The following is an 18,869-nucleotide window of genomic DNA, read 5'->3' as shown; positions in this document are numbered from 1 at the left end:
AGTACAAATGAAATAAGCCCTTATCGTCTTAATGATAAGGGCTGTAAAATCTGATTATTTCTTTATCAGCGAAATTATATGACTGTCTAATTTAAATTAATCACAGCAAAATAATTAATAGCTAATGAGTTAACAACTGATTAAGAAACTGCTGAGCTCTTTCATGTTGCGGACGCTGGAAAAATTCTTCCGGAGTAGCCTCTTCAACAATTTCACCATGATCAATAAATACTACCCGATCAGCTACTTCACGGGCAAAACCCATCTCATGCGTGACCACCATCATTGTCATACCACTAAGCGCCAGATCTTTCATAACTTTCAGCACTTCACCTATCATTTCCGGATCCAGAGCAGAAGTCGGCTCATCAAACAGCATTACTCTTGGCTCCATAGCCAGACCGCGGGCAATGGCGACCCGCTGTTGCTGACCGCCCGACAACTGCTGCGGAAAAGCATCGCACTTATGCGCCAGCCCTACTTTAGCCAGCAGTTCCTTAGCTTTGGCTTCAGCCTGCGCGCGACTTTCTTTTTTCACCTTCATCGGTGACAAAATAATATTTTCCAGAACTGTAAGATGCGGATATAAATTAAAATGCTGAAATACAAAACCAACCTCAGTTCGTACCCGATTTAAATCAGCTTTCGGATCAGCAACATTAATTCCGTCAACCCAGATTTCACCCTGCTGGATTTTTTCCAGCTGATTTACAGTACGAATCAGCGTAGATTTACCGCTGCCAGAAGGACCGCATACCACTACCACCTCCCCCTGACTAACAGTCAGATTCACACCATTAATAACATGCAAATCTTTAAACCATTTATGGACATTCTTAAATTCAATCATGTATTCCCCACATCCTGTAACTGTCTGCATTAATCATTCAGACAGAAGCGCCATTGTGCAACAAATGATTACTTAATGCCACATAAAGCTCTGGCGTAACCCGTTCTGGCCGACTGCCGGGATCAATACCTACAGCCATCAATGCTGCATCATCTACAGATTCTTTCAGATTATTATGAATAGTTTTACGTCTCTGTTGAAAAGCCTGTTTGACCAATGCAGCAAAATGATTAAAATCCTCAGCAATACCAATGCGACCACACTGCGGAATCATTCGTACCACAGCTGAATCTACCTTTGGTGCAGGTATAAAGGCCTGAGGCGGCACATCAAGTAAATTTTCCATCTCAAAAAAATACTGCAACATAACACTTAAACGCCCGTAATCATTACTGCCTGCTACTGCCACCATACGTTCAACCACTTCTTTTTGCAGCATAAAGTGCATATCTATAATATCATCAGCATACTGACCAAAACGAAATAACAACGGCGTGGAAATATTATACGGCAAGTTACCAACAATCTTTTTTTTACCGGGTACAGTATTAAAATCAAATTGCAGGACATCACCCTCATGAATTAATAGTTTTGATGCAAATGGCAGCGTACGTAATCGGGCTACAATATCACGATCAATCTCAATCACATGCAGTTTATTGACAGCCATAGCAAGAGGTTCCGTAATTGCGGCCAGACCCGGACCAATTTCAATTACCGTATCCTCAGGATGAGGGCGAACCGCACGCACAATATCCTGAATAATACTTTTATCCTGCAGGAAATTCTGACCAAAACGTTTGCGGGCACGATGTTCTTTCATAATACTTCCTTCAATTTTGCCCAATTATAAAATAAAACCACCATTCTCAACTTACCAGACTAATCAGTACAACGTACCTGTTAACATCTGCTTTCAGTAGTCTGACGCTAATTTGACAGATAACGTAAAGGATTAACCGCCTTACTATTCACCCGAACCTCAAAATGCAGTTTTACACCAGTGGTTCCGCTGTCTCCCATAGCTGCGATTGTCTGTCCGGCCTGAACTTTCTGCCCATTAACAACTTTCAGGGAATCATTGTACGCATAGGCCGTCATCGTACTGTTACTATGTTTAATCAGTACCAGTTTGCCATATCCGCGCAGTTCCTCTCCGGCATACTCTACGATACCCGCTGCCGCTGCTTTAACCGGAGTACCCCGGCTACCGGCAATATCAATACCCTTTTGCGTCTGACCATTAAATGTACTGATTACTTTGCCCTGCACCGGCCATCGTAAACGAATATCAGGAGCAGCTGTTGTAGTCGTTCCGATATCCGGTTTAGGTGTAACACGACCAGGCTGTCGTTTTACTCTCGCAGAACCGCCTGATACAGAATCTGGTTTACGTACCCGAATCAACTGCCCCACTTCAATAGCATGAGGATTAGCCAGATGATTCCAGCGAACAAGCGTATTCACATCCTGATTAAATCGCAAACCAATGCGATATAACGTATCTCCGCGCTGTACCCGGTAATAACCATTTTGTGCCCTGCCATTCATTACCGGCGCTTTAGCCGGATTATTATTGGCACAGCCGCCCAGCAACAAACAGCCGCCCAGCAACACGCTTAAACCGGAACGCCATAATATTCCGCTCAATTTCCATATCTGTATCATTGATTTACCAAAATCTTAACAAGAATCTGTATAGCATAACTTGTTTAGCTAATCTTAGCTTGATATTAACATAGCTTTTCCCACCTCATTGACTAGTAAGCCCCTCTTTTCATACAGGCAGAGAAATCCATTTCACAACTGCTATATTGAATTCTTCGATCCTGCAACCATCTGTTAAAAATGTTATAGCTTAAAAGGGTAACTTACATGCGTTACATAGGTTGGGCATTACCGATACTGGCAGTACTGGAAGTCCTTTCCATTATTCTGGTTAGCAATCTGATTGGTGGCGGCTGGACACTGCTTATCATCTTACTGTCAATTGTCTGCGGTATTTTCATGCTGCGTAATATTGGCGTGTCCGGCTTATTTCTTGCAATGGCTACCATTCGTACTGGCAACAATGTATCGCTTTACCAGCTATTATGGCCAGTGCGCTACATATTCGCCTCCATCATGCTTATTAGCCCCGGATTTGTCTCAGATATATTTGCTGCCTTGTTATTACTACCTATTAGCGGCAAGCCTCTGACCGGCACAACCCAATCCTTCTCCCGTTCAACACAACCGGAACAGGGGGACATTATCGAGGGTGAGTACACTGTAGAAACCGATAACGAACAAACAGCTCACTCCGGCACACAATCAAATCTTCCGCATAAATAACCGAATAACAAAACCAAAAGCCGCACAGAATTAATCTGGCGGCTTTTAAATTACAGAAAAACGATTCTGACTACTCTAAACGCATTTGCGGAAACAGAATAACATCACGTATTGTTTGAGCATCTGTCAGCAGCATAATCAGACGATCCATGCCAATACCGCAGCCGCCGGTTGGCGGTAAACCATATTCCATAGCACGAATATAATCTGCATCGTAATGCATTGCTTCATCATCACCAGCATCCAGCTGTGCTACCTGAGCTTTGAAACGCGCAGCCTGATCTTCAGGATCATTTAATTCCGAATAGCCGTTAGCCAGTTCGCGTCCGACCACAAACAACTCGAAACGCTCGGTTAAACCCGGTTTAGTATCCGATGCACGTGCCAGTGGTGATACTTCTACCGGATAATCCACAATAAATGTAGGCTGCCATAATTGCGCTTCCGCGCACTCCTCAAATAAAGCCAGCTGCAAACTGCCCAGACCCTGAGCCATAGGTAAAGCTCCGCCCAGTTTTTTAATTTCAGCCTTCAGCCAGGCTTCATCCGTCAGCTGTTCATCCGTATACTGCGGATTAAAATATTTAATTGCTTCTACAATAGTCATACGAGCAAACGGCTGGCTTAAATCTACCTCCTTACCGTTATAACTCACCACCGCACTGCCTGTTGCCTCAATAGCAGCAGCACGGATTACCTTTTCTGTCATGTCCATCATGCGCTGGTAATCACCATAAGCCTCATAGAATTCCATCATCGTGAATTCCGGATTATGGCGTGTACTCATGCCCTCATTGCGGAAATTACGGTTAATTTCAAACACACGCTCCAGACCACCCACAACCAGCCGTTTCAGATAAAGCTCAGGTGCCACACGTAAAAATAAATCCATATCCAGAGCATTATGATGCGTGACAAACGGCTTTGCTGTAGCTCCGCCCGGAATCGGATGCATCATCGGTGTTTCCACCTCCAGATAGCGCTCACTTACCATCACATTCCGTATTGCCTGAATAATCCGGCTCCGTTTCACAAAAGTGTCACGCGTCTGCTCATTGGTAATCAAATCTACATAGCGCTGGCGATATTTCTGTTCCTGATCAGCTAAACCATGAAACTTATCAGGTAATGGTCGCAAAGACTTAGTCAGCAACCGCAGACCAGACACCCGTACCGTAAGCTCACCGTGATTGGTTTTCATCAGTTCACCTTCAGCACCCACAATATCACCCAAATCCCAGTGCTTGAATGTATCATGAACTTGCTCACCAACACCCTGATTGTTGATATACAGCTGAATACGGCCGGTCATATCCTGAATGGTCGCGAAGCTGGCTTTACCCATATGACGTTTCAGCATAATACGTCCGGCAACCTTTACCGGAATTGCCTTTTCTGCCAGCACATCCTTATCAAACTCATCATAAAGCTGATGCAAATCTCCGGCAAAAGCATCCCGTTTAAAATCATTTGGAAAAGCAATTCCCTCAGCACGAATCGCCGTCAACTTCTCACGGCGGTGTGCCATAATCTGGTTTTCATCCAGTTGTTCTTCTTGCGCGGCAGCTACCGGCGCATTCTGCTGTTCACTCATATGCATCCTCATACTATATGCAATTGTTATCAACAAACAACTGCCCGCCTGACACCATTGAGCATAGTATTAAATTCAGGCAATAAAAAATTAAAAATAACTGCCTATTTTAAGTCAAAACAGCCAGTTTGACATCTAAAACACCTGATTCAGTTACAGCAATCCCATATTGTCATAACAAATTTCTTTACCCAGCAGCAATAACTTAACACCATCCGGCAGCAATAACTTTAAATATCATCCCAAACAAATAAAATATTACCAAACTGTAACCAAAGCATATAAACCTGCCCGGGTAAATTAATGATAGCAACATCTCTGATATCAGCTAAACAGAAGAGCACACCTGAACATAAATTTATCAGCAGCAATCTATAAATAGCCAATATCGGATATATATTTCTTTATTATTTATTAAAATAGCATAAAAATAACAATAAAATATTAACCGTCAGCCTGTACCATATCCGTTAGCGCATACGAAAATACCAACAGTCTATTATTTGTTTTAATAACAATTACATTGAAATACAACTCATTAACCCATTACCAGCGAATAATAATTTTAATATTAAATTTAACAACCTTATCGCTGTATCACCAATAAAACCCAGATATATCTTTCAGGAGATGAACATGTATCAGTTACATCTTTATGACACACCTATTGCGATGAATACAGCTCTGGCTACAGCTATTATTGCCAACCTGCAAAATGCAATTAATCTGCGCAATTGCGCTTCTCTTGCCGTTTCAGGCGGTCCGACTCCGATAGAGCTGTTTCAGATACTAAGCAAAGCGCAACTGGCATGGGAGAAAGTTTATATTACTCTCGTGGACGAGCGCTGGGTAGATAAACACCACGAAGACAGCAACGAACGGCTGATTCATACCCATTTACTACAAAATAAAGCTAAAGCAGCACACTTTATCAGCCTAAAAACCGTAGCTGAAAATCCATATGATGGTGTAGATGAAATTCAGGCACGTCTGGAGCAACTATTACCCCTACCCATAGATGTACTGGTATTAGGTATGGGAGACGACGGGCATACTGCATCACTTTTTCCTCATGCTGAAAATTTATCCAAAGGCCTGGATATGCACTCCGAGAGAATGGTAATAGACATGAAACCCCTGACTGCACCGCATGATCGTATTTCCCTGACTTTACCGGTAATATTAAACAGTAAACATTTATATCTGCAACTTTCCGGCAAAAAACAACAACAGGTACTACAACAGGCACTGGCCGGAATCAATAGTAACGATATGCCAATCAGAGCTGTTCTGCATCAACAGAAACTACCATTACAGATTTATCTGGCTCAATAAAAAATGCGCCGGGTAAAACCGGCGCATTGACAAAATTCAGCATAATTACCAGGAATAGCGATAATTAAAATTAATGCCGAATTTCTGCTCTGTATGCTGCCCGCTCGCATAATCAAGCTTGAAATCAGCGTGATTATTTGAATTAAAATCCACACCCAGCCCTGCTTCATACAGACCACTGTTACCAGCTCCGGTAATACGCATATTGCTATCATCAACAATAGCATATCCCAGACTGTTTTTATCATGTAACCAGTAAGCACCTGCATACGGATGCAGATTCACCTTATTCAGTGCCAGAGCAGTTTTAACTGCCGCACCTAACTGACTACGATAAAAAGTCGTACTCTTCGTATAATCATCACCGGATAAACGACCGGCAGTTATACCAGCTTTAGGTGTGATTACCCATTTATCAGAAAGGCTGAAATCTTTACCCGCATCAACACTCAGACTATTACTATGCCATGTAGCCTTATCCATTTTGTTGGCATTAGCTTTCAGATGGCTATAACGATAAGCCGCATCGGCAAACCAGCCTGCTGTATTATACCAGCCGACATAAACACCAGTAGTAAGTGCTTTCAGATTACCGTCCTTATAATTACCATTAAAATCTACACTAGAATGCCCCTGTCCCGCAAAAGCACCCAAATAAGTCTGATTACCGTCATTACCCAACGGTAACAAATGATCATAACCTAATTGCAAACTATATGATTTTTGCTTAAAACCAGAGGTAGTCAACCCATAGCTTGAGCCAGTACTGTCAAAATGATTATTGGTATAATTACTGTCCAACCACATATTATTAACATGTGACTCATTTTTCAGACTGTTGAAGCGTGCATTTAAAGGTTTTTGCATCTGATATACAAACTGGCTGGCAGCCTGACGCATACTGATAAGTGAATTGGCAAAATCACTGATTTCATGCCGGGGGCCATAATGACCGCCTCCGGCTGATGCGGCACCATTATCATTACTCAGAATCCAGTCATTTCCGTTCTGATGGAAGAAATAGCGATATCTGCCAACATCAACATAATTCTGAACCATAGAGAATGATCCGTCACCACCTTCAGACTCAACCAAAGTTATCTGAATATTCGGTTTTTTAGGCTGTTTACGACTATCTGCCACACTGATTTTATGTTCACCATGAACCTGACCATGAATTTTAATCTTATCAGATTGTCCATCGGCCAGACTGGTATTCATATTAAACAGACTATTGCTACCATTTAAATCGCCATTTATTGTCAGAGTTTTAAATTTACCACCCTGACTGAAAGAAACAACTGAATCATGAATATTCAGCTCATCCAAGACACTATCACCATTGATTGTCCATGAAGAACCATTATTCAGATTAAAAGTTATTTTAGGTGCCCGCTTCGGATCCTGATCAATATAAATACGTCCTGCCAATTGAGAATGATCCGCAGTTAAAGTAAATGGCTGTAATGCAGCAACCTGCTCATCTCCTATAGCATCATCCTCCTCAGCATCTTCAACATAATAACGATGATCATTGACACCTAGTAAAGCATCCTGCCCGATTAACTTACTGTCTTTAATTGTAAATGTATGTTTATCCGCTTCCGTCTGAGTAGTTGCCAGCATAATGCCAATACCTGACTTTATAGTACTATTTTTAACATTTACTTCACTTCCGTTATTCAGATAAAAACCTGAACTGAGTGGATTAGTAAGATTTATTTCTGTGTTGCTAACATTGGCAACAGCATGATTCTCTGAACTCTGATTCACTATATCTATGCCAGAATTAATATATCCATCACCTTGTATTTTCATATTATTGACATTGACGAGTGCATTATTATTATCCGAAACTTCTATTGAAATTGCAGCTGAATAATCACTATCTTTACCTAACTTTATTTCTGAATCATGAATATTCACTGTGCTGGTAGCTGTACCAGCCCCAGTAGCCGCTATATAATATGCATCAGAATGAGGAGCAGTGATTGTAAAATCAGCCTGTGAATCCAGATTTCCTCCGCTAAGTTCAATTCCTGTAATACCTCCTTCAAATTCTTTTGGCTGCCCCTGCAAGCTAAAATGAACACCCTTAGGCATCACAAACTGTGCAGTTCCCGTTTCTGATTCAAAACTGACACCTGTATGGTCTATATCCTCCCGATGATCTCCGTACTTTTTATTATTTAAATACGATGTATCTATTGTAATTTCAGTATTTGGAGAAAATTCTGCCGTTAATGATTGTGCAGCATTATTTGATTCATGAATCCGGAACATCGATAGTCTTTGACCATCTTCTCCGGGAGCTCCGGTAAACAACTCTTTAAATTCACTCTCAGTAGGAATGCCATTATAATATTGATCAGCTGTAATAATAATTTTATTATTTTCCGGATCTGGCACCTTACATCCGTCTATAGCATGACAAGTATTAGCAGCTACACTATAAGCCGACAATGATCCCAAAACAACTAGCAGAATAGTTTTTAACTTTAATGGCGGGTGTATTGATTTCATCATATAAATTAACCTTTTAACACAAATAAAAAAATAATATCACAATATTTATAAATTAAGTTAATATTTGTTTATTAAAATTAAATTATTTTTTATCATATAATGAATTTAATTACACTCTTGCCTTAAAATTCTGTTGTATTAATTTATTCATTTAAATTATAAAGTGTATTCATAACTAAATATATTTATATAATGCATATATAATATAAATACACACAATAGTTTTATATAAAAAAACTGAATCCTGCAAAAAACAGGATTCAGTACTTGTATACAGCCCTATTATTATAATTATCAGGCCGAGCAAGATAATTTAGATTTTGTCAGAATGACATTTATTATTATTATTATTAAAATAAAACAGCTTCCCTCAGATTACAGCCCTTTAGATTGTAACCGTGCGGCATGATCCAGATAAATGCTTACAGGATCCGGTTTAGTAGGATGTGCACCAGCAATCTGATTAATTGCATCCAAATGATCCATCTGGTAATCAGAACCAATAACTTTACCCAGATGAGTGGCATAACGACCAACCAAACCATCATTTTGCTTACGTTCTTTTTTGAAGAACGCACCTAATGCTATAAGGATAGCATGGGATGGATCAACAGTATTCAAACCTTCATTAATTGCGTTTGACTTAATAATACCGCTCCAGGAATAATAATAAACACCATTAGTTTCCAGCTCTTTACCCTGACCACCCCATGTTTTTGGCAGACCTTGCGGATATTTTTTATTAAATGCATTAGTGCCTTCAGTTGACAGACTTTTCAGAGCACCTTCAAAATCCTGAGGTAATAAAGGTTTAGTACTTAATAAACTGATCAGTTTCATAAAAGACTCTACAATAAGATCAGCAGTAGCACCAACAAGCTTGCCTGAAAGGATATCCAGCATCAAATCTGCAATTTCAGAACCAAAATTTACCCCGTTTACAGACGTTACAGAACCCACCAATTCCGGATGCAGTGCAGCAACATAACGACAGGTAGGCGCACCCTGACTATGTCCGATCAGATTTACCTTTTGAGCACCAGTCTTTTTCAGAATATCTTTAACTTCAACCAGTAACTGTTCACCACGCTCTTCAGTCGTATTGGTAGCAGAAACAGCTGCAGTAAAAACTTCACATCCCAGTTTTCTCAGAGAATCAGCGATATTAAAAAAGTAGGGATATCCCATAATTCGGTCAAAACCAAAAAGACCATGTACAAGTACAAGTGGATATTTTGTTTTAACAGTAGTTTGTTTAGCTGGTTTTTTTAAATTTATCATTTAATTTTCCTCTTTGTTATTATATATTTTGAATAAATTATTATTTAATAAATAAGTACGATTCAGAAATAAAAGTTTAAAAATAAACTTTTCGGATAATCTATTTCTTCGAATAGTTTTATGCCAATCTCAACCGTGGAAGAATAATATCATTTCCAATCAAATAATGCAAAATAAATTTTTAAAATTATTTTATAAACATAATTATAATTGCATATTTATGCAATTTAGATAGAAAATATAATATTACATTATAATGTTAACTGGTATATGTTTTCATATATTATTATTTTTTATATTTAAATACAATATATTATATATTTGTATTAGGAAATTTATCAGAAAATTAAATTTTTCTAATTAATTTAAATTATTTTTTTAAATTATTGCATAATCGGATATTAGTCAGTCTGTTATGCAAAAAACCTCTTTTGCATAAATTGATATAAATCTTGTTATTAATAACAAGATAAAGATTCTGTCTGACATTAATTTTGAGAATAAAATAGTTTTAGAATTATATGGAAATCACCCGGGAGTCGTTTCAGTTTAACAAGCAGGAGCATACTGATACATATTAATGCTGCCTAGCAACACAATAGGAACGGGCTGCGTAAAGCTTCCTGTATCCGGATCATAGTACCTGAAAGTATTGTAGTGCAGTCCGGTTTCTCTGTCCAAATACTGTCCCTGATACCTCAGGTTCTGCTGTATCTCTCTATGGGCAATCTCCTGTACCGGTTTGCCCCACAGCTGGTATGAGCATTCCCAGACGATTTCACCGGCTTCATCCGTCAGCTCCTCCGGCATGTCGTTCAGGTCGGTATGGAAATAGTAGATATATTCTTCCTGATTACCGGTACGGTCTATCCTCGCCAGCGGTTCATAGCTGTTTTCGTCAGTATACAGATACAGGCTCTGCCGTTTGTCTGCACTGCTTTCCTGAATCATCTGCATCCCGTCCCACAGGAAGGTGGTGCGGTTACTGGGTTGGTTTGTAAGCTATAGCTGGAAGATTAATTTGACATAAACAGGCCTTTAATAACCATTTGTAATTGAAAAATATCACTCAGTTGCCTGAAATTATCATTAATCTTTTAGATTAATACCTTTGATATGATTATCAATCAAAAGCTGTCTTAATTTATCTGAAATAATTATACAGCTTGCTGCCTCCTCACTTCTAGCCATCCAAAAATCTTCAGTGATATCCTGCCTTAACACTATTTTTGTGAATAATTTTGGTCCATCAGGCTGACTAGTTAGCATCGCCATGCTTTCAGATTTGTCCGTATCTATACATGATATTGAACGCAACGGATTAAATACTTTAAAACCATAATGGCTCTGGCCATTGATAATCACAATTGCATCAAGCAGCTGCACTTCTTTTACGAATTCTTCATTATTTTCCAATAGACTGGCCAGTTTGGGTGAAATAAAATGAGGACCGTCACTCATATAATAATCATAAGACAGTAATCTTTTTTCACTTATTTTTTTATTCAGGGTAAAAATCAAGGGATTTTTTAAATGAATTTTTTCGCAATCCATTAAATCAGTTACGGAAATTTCCTCTCTTTTAAATTGAAACCAATAGCTATCCGGATAAACATCACCACACATCAGTCTAGATATCATCTTAACATCCTTTGGATCCTTTAGATCGGATTGAATTTTTGTTTAAAAATGTTTTGCCATTACGTAAATCTGCTCTTTTCTTCGCAGTTAGTTTGTCTAAAGCATCTTTGTATTCTTTCTGAGTCCAGTTATTATTCTTTCCTAATTTTACTAAATCATCCATTTCACTTTGTGTTATTGCTGTATATTCAGGATGAGAGCCTCTGTGAATTGTTCGGGTAGAATGGGCATCTTCCGAAGTCGGCAGATAAATAATATTATTACTTGCATGAATATTTGCGCCAGCTCTTTTAATCAATTCATGATTTCGCAATTGCTGCGGAATAATATGGTGTTTCTGATAACCGGGAATACTGGGCATATTATAATATGTCCAGTTTTTTAAGCCCCACGGATCAATCCAAATCAGCGCATTTGGCGCATACTGATAAAGATTATAGCCACCCAGCAATCCAATCGGATCAGGCTGAGTAAAGCGGCCTGTATCCGGATCATAATACCTGAAAGTATTGTAATGTAAGCCGGTTTCTCTGTCTAAATACTGTCCCTGATATCTGAGGTTTTGCTCTACTGATTCATGTTCGATTTCATGAATCCGTTTCCCCCATAACTGAAAGCTGCATTCCCAGAGTAATTCGCCGTTTGTATCGGTAAGCTCTTCCGGGCAACCATTCAGGTCAGTGTGGAAGTACATTACCCTTTCGGGCTCATTACCTCGTTTATCTATCCGCGCCAGTGACTCATAAATATTACGATTTTTATATTAATTAACTATTCGGATATTTATCTAAATAACCTTGACTTGATGGGTATTTTGTAAAAAAAGAAATTTTATTTTTATCAATAAATTCAATATCAAAAATTCTAGAACAATTTTTTTCCAAACCAATATCATAAGAATATAATTTTTCTTCAATCTCATCCAAAAGAGATATCGCCATATCATTAATAATCGAATTACATTCATTAATAAAAAAAATTACTTCTTTCGGAAAATTAGATTCAATAATCACTCCTTCATAATAATGATCAAACTTTTCAATTTTTTTATATTCTATAAGAGCATATCTCTGTTTATCTCTAAATGAAACAATATAGTCTTTCATCATTACTCTTTACATCCTTTGAAAATGCCAAATAGTTTACTTTTATTAGTATTAAAACCATTAATACCTTCTGAGTGAATTAATCTTGCATGGTTTACTCCCAACTTACCTTTAGATGGATCATGAATAACATCAAATCCAATTTTTCTAAGATCTACGACTTTTGCTTCACCCACACTTGTCGCAGGCCTATTAGGAAAAGCTTCATTCCATATTTTAGTGGCTTCATCGACACTATTAGCCCTAATAACAGAAACACCTGGTGGAGCTAATTTTCCTTTATTAATAGCTTCTATTTCTCGAGGATTGAAATCAAATCCATAATGACCATTAGTACTAATCCTATAAATTTTAGTAGCATCAGAAAGTGGTAAGCCCTTTTCTAGAGGGGTGTCAGTCAATCCCCACGGATCGACCCAAGTCAACTCATTAGGCGCATACTGATAAAGATTATAGCCACCCAGCAATCCAATCGGATCAGGCTGAGTAAAGCGGCCTGTATCCGGATCGTAGTACCTGAAAGTATTGTAGTGCAGTCCGGTTTCTCTGTCCAAATACTGTCCCTGATACCTCAGGTTCTGCTGTATCTCTGTATGGGCAATCTCCTGTACCGGTTTACCCCACAGCTGGTATGAGCATTCCCAGACGATTTCACCGGTTTCATCCGTCAGTTCTTCCGGCATGCCGTTCAGGTCGGTGTGGAAGTAGTAGATGTGTTGTTCCTGATTACCGTTTCTGTCTATCCGCGCCAGCGGTTCATAGCTGTTTTCGTCAGTATACAGATACAGGCTCTGCCGTTTATCTGCGCTGCTTTCCTGAATCATCTGCATCCCGTCCCACAGGAAGGTGGTGCGGTTGCATGGCTTGCCGTCCCGGTCCAGCTGGTGTTTTTCAATCCGCCGGCCAAGGGCATCGTAGACGTAGCCGTAGCGTTCAGTATGGTTCAGCCGTTCGATACGCACTTCGGTCAGGCGGTGTTCGGCATCGTAATGGTAATACTGGGTACCGCCGGCGGTCTGTTTGCTGCGGGTGCGTCCGTGTTCGTCGTAGCTGTATTTCAGTCCGCGGAAGCTGAGCAGCTGATTAAAGCGGATCAGGTTCTGATTGTTTTCTTCTTCACCGCGTCTTCTGTCCAGCAGATTGGTCGCAGCATCGTATTGCAATGTTTCCCAGTAGGATTCGTTGCGGCAGCTTTCGATGCGTCCGGTCACGTCGTAGCGGTAATCGCTCTGTCCCTGATGTAGGAATTAGTGGATGGAACGAGAGTTAAATAAAAAAGCTGGGTAATTTGAGAATTTTCCCAGCTTTTATGTTAAGAAAACATCTTCACAATAAATATTAAACGTATGAAAGTAGTCGTTTTTGAAGATATTCTAAAAAATCACTCGCATATAGTTGGCGATTATTCCCAATCGATATGTAGACTTTTTCCATGTCATTAGTATCAAAAAAGAACTCTTCGCCAAAATCTGTATTGGACAAAGCAATTTTCCCAGATTCCACATTATTATTAGCTATCATATTTTGATAAACTACATCTCCACCGACTGCTTCATTAAACGGAAGGCAATAAATACTGTATATTTCTTCCCCGCAAATATCCCCACCACCATAATTATTTAGAAACCATTTATAATCAGCAGGGAATTTCACTAACAATGCTTTTTCAGCAGCATCAATCCAGTCGTTACCGGGAGCATCATCAGATGTTCCCATATTTATTAAATCGGAATATTTTTCAAAGAGTTCTATCAATTTTTCTCTGTTCATAGGAAACCACTCGCTCTGTTTATCCAATATTGCTTACGCCATTCATTAAATGCAGCCCTATCAGTTCCAGAAGGAATTGAGTTCGGATTTATATGTATTACTCGATGATTAGTCTTGTGAAATGCTTGACTCATTTCTGCAATTGGCCCATTTTGAGTTTGCAGCATATGGTGCAAATTAACCGCCTTTCCGTCATATCCAATAGGTGCACGACCCGTAGCCATTCGCTCAATATTAGTTCCACGGAATACTTTTCCTTTATTACGCCAAGTTGTCATCAAGTTAGGGTCGAATAAATCATTTCGTTGATAAACTTTATTTCCCTTAAACTCTATTGGATCTTTTTTCCAAAATTTTCTATTTTTACCAGAAGCAGTATCACATTTTAATCCTAACGGATCGATCCAACTTAACGGATTAGGTGCATACTGATACAAATTAAATCCACCCAGCAACCCAATCGGATCCGGCTGAGTAAATCTACCTATATCCGGATCATAGTACCTGAAAGTATTGTAATGTAAGCCGGTTTCCCTGTCTAAATATTGTCCCTGATATCTGAGGTTTTGTTGGATGGGGATATGTTCGATTTCATGAATCCGCTTTCCCCATAACTGAAAGCTACATTCCCACAGTATTTCGCCGTTTTCGTCGGTCAGCTCTTCCGGACAGCCGTTCAGGTCGGTGTGGAAGTAGCGGATATGTTGTTCTTGGTTGCCGTCTGTGTCTATCCGCGCCAATGGTTCGTAGCTGTTCTGGTCGGTATAGATATACAGGCTGGTGGGGTGATTCGGGCCGGTTTCCTGAATCATTCTTAAGCCGTCCCACAGGAAGCGGGTACGGTTGTAAGGTTTGCCTTCGCGGTCTATCTGATGTTTTTCGATACGCCGGCCAAGGGCGTCATAGAGGTAGCGGTATCGTTCGGTTTTGTTGAGTTGTTCGATGCGTACTTCGCTCAGACGGTGTTCGGCATCGTAATGATAGTGCTGGGTTGCGCCGATGGTCTGTTTGGTCTGAGTTCTGCCGAGCTCGTCGTAGCTGTAGTGGTGCCCTCTGAAATGCAGGAGCTGGTTACAGCGAATCAGGTTGTAGTTGCTGTAGTCTTCTCTGTATTTGCTGTCCAGCAGGTTGACAGCGGCATCATATGCAAGGTTTCCCAGTATCTCTGGTTGCGACAGTCTTAATTTACGTCCGTAAGTTTACATATTCTTCAAAAAAAAATCTGAATGACGGTGCAAGAACGTTTGATATTTTTCTTGAGAAAAGATCATAATTAACTATTTGTCCATAAGTATTTTTCCTACAATCAACACACCAACATACATCGTCATCTTTAAAATAAATAACTGCCATATCTGATGGTAACGAGTATTCCTTTCGACACTGACAAGTATCATAATAAATAGCTCCTCCAGACTCAGCCAAGGCATCATTATCAACTATGCCTGATATTTCTTCACCAACAACACCTCCGCCACCAACCAATAAAATAAATTCTTTTAATTCATTTGGTAACGACAAATTTAGCTTATTTTCAAGTATGTTAATTTGTGATTCATCACAAGCTCCAAGCCAATATACTTCGTCTTGAGCGCCATGATTTAAACGCGTAACAAGATTTTTAATATCACCCATATAGTTACCTCACATAAAATCCAATGCTCTTAATTTCCAATATTCTTTTCTGAATTTATTATACTGCCTATCTAGAGCAGATGTATTTCTAAAGCTCCCTCCATTTTCAATTAATCCATGAATTTGCTTATGATATTGTTTGTGAGTTGAGGAAACTAACTCGACCATTGGGCCGGGTTCTTTTCCTAATATATGATGAAGGTTCATTTGTTTTCCATCTGGGCCTATTGGAGCATATCCATTCTTCATTAAGTCTAAGTTTGTCCACCCCTCATTTACTTTTGACTTAATATTGGAGGATATAGAGCATACGAAAACAAAAGCCTACAGTCCGCAAACGAATGGTATATGTGAGCGATTCCATAAGACGATAAAGACCGAATGTTATGATATTATGTTTAGACGTAAAATATATACAGAATTGAAAGAGATACAACAAGATATTGAGCTTTGGCTAGAGTTTTACAATCGGGAAAGAGCACATTCAGGGAAATACTGTTATGGTAAGACACCTTGGCAAACTTGGGTAGAGACAAAAGGACTGGCTAAGGAAAAGCAGCTAAAAAATTTATTTTACTCATCAGACAGTCATTGTGTTAGAACGAATGCCGATGAGTAGATAGTGTCTGTCAGATTAAGTTAAAGCTAGTACAAATTAAACTGGATATTACTAATACGTCAAGAAAGTAAAAAGCCAAAATAATCCAAGGAGAGTTTTTACTACAACCTATCAAGTATTGATTAATTTTCTTCAATATATTTGTCACTTATCATCGATAGTATATCGACCTGATTAAGTACATTTTTTAAAAACTTATATTTACTTAATTTATCAGAATTTTTTCCATTAATAAAAGATACTTTTATTAATGTACAGAATTCTTTATTTTCTTCATCTAACCACTCGTCGGATAGCGGGATATAATTATCTGTAATAGTTAATCTGTCCGCATAAAGACCACAGTAAGAGAAGTACTCCCCAAAATAATAGCTATCATGTTCAGAGCAAGTTATATCCCATTTATTATTCAACAATTCACTTATCTCTTTTTTAGATTTATTACTGCCGTATTTTAGATAATAAAATTTTTTCATTTATCGCCCGCCACATTTCCCTGGAATTCTGATTCCTTTTCCTTTAGCTTTGATTTCAACTGAAGACTTAAAAATCATAGCATTTACAGGTCTACCTCCAGACATTCTAGATAATCTTTGTAGAATATCATCTATACCTAAATCTTTAGCCATATTACTACCCATCTCAATTGGTCCAGTTCGTCCACCTTTTCCTATCCCTAAGGATTCTGCTTTCTGATATAGCTCTGGATGTGATATAGCTACATCAAAATCACTAACACGACCAACATCAAAAGGTTGTCTTTTAGAGAAGCTTACACCAGATACAGAACTTCCTTGCATGTATGAAACTGAGCTAGGATATCCTAATTTACTCAGACCAGCCTGTAATGTTTGACCAAATTGCTTAAATTGCCCATAGCTCTTAAAGCCATGTGGTACCCCTTTCTTTGAGAATCCTAAAGGATCAATCCAAGTCAACCCATTAGGCGCATACTGATAAAGATTAATGCCACCCAGTAACCCAATCAGGTCAGGCTGAGTAAAGCGGCCTGTATCCGGATCGTAGTACCTGAAAGTATTGTAGTGCAGTCCGGTTTCTCTGTCCAAATATTGCCCCTGATACCTCAGGTTCTGTTGTATCTGTGTATGAGCAATCTCCTGTATCGGTTTGCCCCACAGCTGGTATGAGCATTCCCACACAATTTCACCGGCTTCATCCGTCAGCTCCTCTGGCATGCCGTTCAGGTCGGTATGGAAGTAGTAGATGTGTTGTTCCTGATTACCGTTTCTGTCTATTCGCGCCAGCGGTTCATAGCTGCCTTCACTGGTATACAGATACAGGCTCTGCCGTTTGTCTGCGCCGCTTTCCTGAATCATCTGCAGCCCGTCCCACAGGAAGGTGGTGCGGTTGCATGGCTTGCCGTCCCGGTCCAGCCGGTGTTTTTCAATCCGCCGGCCGAGGGCATCGTAAACGTAGCCGTAGCGTTCTGTATGGTTCAGCTGTTCGATACGCACTTCGGTCAGGCGGTGTCCGGCATCGTAATGGTAATACTGGGTACCGCTGGCGGTTTGTTTGCTGCGGGTACGTCCGTGTTCGTCGTAGCTGTATTTCAGTCCGCGGAAGCTGAGCAGCTGATTAAAGCGGATCAGGTTCTGATTGCTTTCTTCTTCACCGCGTCTTCTGTCCAGCAGGTTGGCCGCAGCATCGTACTGCAGGGTTTCCCAGTACGCTTCGCTGCGGCAGCTTTCGATGCGGCCGGTCACGTCGTAGCGGTAATCACTCTGTCCCTGCCGGTTGTGTTTTTTGCTTACCAGCCGGTCCAGATTGTCGTAGCTGTAGCTGCGGTCCAGTATGATATCCGGCAGGATGCCCGCTCCCGGACGTTTGGTCTGTTTGCCGGTCAGGCGGCCGGTGCGGTCGTATTTAAAACTGGTATTCATTCTGCCCTGGCTGCGCAGGGTTTCCCGGTGCAGGTGGTCACGCTCAATGTCGCTGATAATCTTACCGTCCAGGTTAATCTGGTGCAGATGGCCGGAACCATAATACAGTTTGTTGATGGTGCGCCCGTCCGGCAGGGTGGTGGCGATGCGGTTGCCCAGTTTGTCATACTGATGCTGCAGAACACCCTGTGCAGTGGTTTCGTTCAGCAGGTTGCCCATTATGTCGTAGCTGAAGCTGATCAGTTCCGGTTCGGCTTCCGGCGGTAAACCGGCGGCT

Annotated in this window: 20 protein-coding genes and 1 pseudogene; 4 read left to right on the top strand and 17 right to left on the bottom strand. The window is 40.1% G+C overall.

Annotated elements, in window-relative coordinates; translation table 11 throughout:
• Nucleotides 1-121 precede the first annotated feature (121 nt).
• The 3 genes from GYY70_RS01210 to GYY70_RS01200 all read right to left on the bottom strand — a co-directional run bounded on the left by GYY70_RS01210 (nt 122) and on the right by GYY70_RS01200 (nt 2,518).
• On the bottom strand, nt 122-850 hold the full coding sequence (locus GYY70_RS01210; RefSeq protein WP_025329798.1) for an amino acid ABC transporter ATP-binding protein: 729 nt from the start codon (nt 848-850) through the stop codon (nt 122-124).
• A gap of 37 nt (nt 851-887) precedes the next feature.
• Nucleotides 888-1,673: a 16S rRNA (adenine(1518)-N(6)/adenine(1519)-N(6))-dimethyltransferase RsmA gene (rsmA, locus tag GYY70_RS01205; RefSeq protein WP_174830983.1), complete on the bottom strand. Its 786-nt coding sequence runs from the start codon at nt 1,671-1,673 to the stop codon at nt 888-890.
• Between the two features lie 107 nt (nt 1,674-1,780).
• Nucleotides 1,781-2,518, bottom strand: a complete 738-nt coding sequence (locus GYY70_RS01200) for a peptidoglycan DD-metalloendopeptidase family protein (protein ID WP_238791771.1) — start codon at nt 2,516-2,518, stop codon at nt 1,781-1,783.
• 207 nt (nt 2,519-2,725) lie between these two features.
• Here GYY70_RS01200 and GYY70_RS01195 point away from each other — a divergent pair, with 207 nt between their 5' ends.
• A complete protein-coding gene (locus tag GYY70_RS01195) occupies nt 2,726-3,184 on the top strand; it encodes an FxsA family protein (RefSeq protein WP_025329795.1) in 459 nt (152 codons plus the stop codon).
• A 70-nt stretch (nt 3,185-3,254) separates the two neighbouring features.
• Here GYY70_RS01195 and lysS read toward each other — a convergent pair whose 3' ends face one another.
• The gene (gene lysS, locus GYY70_RS01190; RefSeq protein ID WP_084547514.1) at nt 3,255-4,778 is read right to left on the bottom strand and encodes a lysine--tRNA ligase; all 1,524 of its coding nucleotides are present in this window, start codon (nt 4,776-4,778) and stop codon (nt 3,255-3,257) included.
• Between the two features lie 636 nt (nt 4,779-5,414).
• Between lysS and pgl the strand changes: the two genes are divergently transcribed.
• On the top strand, nt 5,415-6,113 hold the full coding sequence (gene pgl, locus GYY70_RS01185; RefSeq protein WP_174830982.1) for a 6-phosphogluconolactonase: 699 nt from the start codon (nt 5,415-5,417) through the stop codon (nt 6,111-6,113).
• 45 nt (nt 6,114-6,158) lie between these two features.
• Here pgl and GYY70_RS01180 read toward each other — a convergent pair whose 3' ends face one another.
• The 9 genes from GYY70_RS01180 to GYY70_RS12265 all read right to left on the bottom strand — a co-directional run bounded on the left by GYY70_RS01180 (nt 6,159) and on the right by GYY70_RS12265 (nt 15,249).
• Nucleotides 6,159-8,639 carry an autotransporter outer membrane beta-barrel domain-containing protein gene (locus tag GYY70_RS01180; protein ID WP_174830981.1) on the bottom strand — a complete coding sequence of 827 codons (2,481 nt, stop codon included), beginning with the start codon at nt 8,637-8,639 and terminating at the stop codon, nt 6,159-6,161.
• A 375-nt stretch (nt 8,640-9,014) separates the two neighbouring features.
• Nucleotides 9,015-9,920, bottom strand: a complete 906-nt coding sequence (locus GYY70_RS01175; RefSeq protein WP_174830980.1) for a triacylglycerol lipase — start codon at nt 9,918-9,920, stop codon at nt 9,015-9,017.
• 549 nt (nt 9,921-10,469) lie between these two features.
• Nucleotides 10,470-10,871, bottom strand: coding sequence for an RHS repeat domain-containing protein (locus GYY70_RS01170; RefSeq protein WP_202984433.1), 402 nt, complete (start codon nt 10,869-10,871; stop codon nt 10,470-10,472).
• Between the two features lie 138 nt (nt 10,872-11,009).
• Nucleotides 11,010-11,561 (bottom strand): imm11 family protein, encoded by a 552-nt coding sequence (locus tag GYY70_RS01165; protein ID WP_174830978.1) that lies wholly within the window; start codon nt 11,559-11,561, stop codon nt 11,010-11,012.
• 1 nt (nt 11,562) lies between these two features.
• Entirely contained in the window at nt 11,563-12,255 is a 693-nt protein-coding gene (locus GYY70_RS01160) for an RHS repeat-associated core domain-containing protein (RefSeq protein WP_174830977.1), read from the bottom strand.
• A gap of 73 nt (nt 12,256-12,328) precedes the next feature.
• Nucleotides 12,329-12,667 (bottom strand): hypothetical protein, encoded by a 339-nt coding sequence (locus tag GYY70_RS01155; RefSeq protein WP_143421275.1) that lies wholly within the window; start codon nt 12,665-12,667, stop codon nt 12,329-12,331.
• 2 nt (nt 12,668-12,669) lie between these two features.
• Nucleotides 12,670-13,878, bottom strand: a complete 1,209-nt coding sequence (locus GYY70_RS01150; RefSeq protein ID WP_174830976.1) for an RHS repeat-associated core domain-containing protein — start codon at nt 13,876-13,878, stop codon at nt 12,670-12,672.
• Nucleotides 13,879-14,005: 127 nt separating this feature from the next.
• A complete protein-coding gene (locus GYY70_RS01145) occupies nt 14,006-14,437 on the bottom strand; it encodes an SMI1/KNR4 family protein (protein ID WP_041881514.1) in 432 nt (143 codons plus the stop codon).
• The gene (locus tag GYY70_RS12265; protein ID WP_174830975.1) at nt 14,434-15,249 is read right to left on the bottom strand and encodes an RHS repeat-associated core domain-containing protein; all 816 of its coding nucleotides are present in this window, start codon (nt 15,247-15,249) and stop codon (nt 14,434-14,436) included. The genes GYY70_RS01145 and GYY70_RS12265 overlap by 4 nt, the downstream gene beginning before the upstream one ends.
• 165 nt (nt 15,250-15,414) lie before the next feature.
• Here GYY70_RS12265 and GYY70_RS01135 point away from each other — a divergent pair, with 165 nt between their 5' ends.
• Complete coding sequence (locus tag GYY70_RS01135; protein WP_174830974.1) at nt 15,415-15,621, top strand: hypothetical protein; 207 nt, start codon at nt 15,415-15,417, stop codon at nt 15,619-15,621.
• A gap of 1 nt (nt 15,622) precedes the next feature.
• On the opposite strand, the gene GYY70_RS01130 is transcribed toward GYY70_RS01135, so the two are convergent.
• Together GYY70_RS01130 and GYY70_RS01125 are read right to left on the bottom strand one after the other, a co-directional pair.
• Nucleotides 15,623-16,072: an SMI1/KNR4 family protein gene (locus tag GYY70_RS01130; protein ID WP_025315295.1), complete on the bottom strand. Its 450-nt coding sequence runs from the start codon at nt 16,070-16,072 to the stop codon at nt 15,623-15,625.
• A 9-nt stretch (nt 16,073-16,081) separates the two neighbouring features.
• A complete protein-coding gene (locus GYY70_RS01125) occupies nt 16,082-16,363 on the bottom strand; it encodes an HNH/ENDO VII family nuclease (RefSeq protein WP_269147127.1) in 282 nt (93 codons plus the stop codon).
• Here GYY70_RS01125 and GYY70_RS01120 point away from each other — a divergent pair.
• Nucleotides 16,359-16,691 (top strand): annotated as a pseudogene (locus GYY70_RS01120) (integrase core domain-containing protein); the annotation flags it as partial. The gene GYY70_RS01125 and the pseudogene GYY70_RS01120 overlap by 5 nt on opposite strands.
• Before the next feature lie 122 nt (nt 16,692-16,813).
• On the opposite strand, the gene GYY70_RS01115 reads toward GYY70_RS01120, so the two are convergent.
• A complete protein-coding gene (locus GYY70_RS01115; protein ID WP_174830972.1) occupies nt 16,814-17,167 on the bottom strand; it encodes a hypothetical protein in 354 nt (117 codons plus the stop codon).
• On the bottom strand, nt 17,168-18,869 hold a 1,702-nt coding region (locus tag GYY70_RS01110), incomplete at its 5' end, for an RHS repeat domain-containing protein (RefSeq protein WP_174830971.1). It lies immediately after the preceding gene.

It is taken from the genome of Snodgrassella sp. ESL0324 (assembly GCF_013344955.1).
In the GTDB taxonomy this organism is placed as follows: Bacteria; Pseudomonadota; Gammaproteobacteria; order Burkholderiales; family Neisseriaceae; genus Snodgrassella; species Snodgrassella alvi.
The sequence above is the reverse complement of the archived record's forward strand: the minus strand, read 5'-3'. Positions and strand labels throughout refer to the sequence as shown.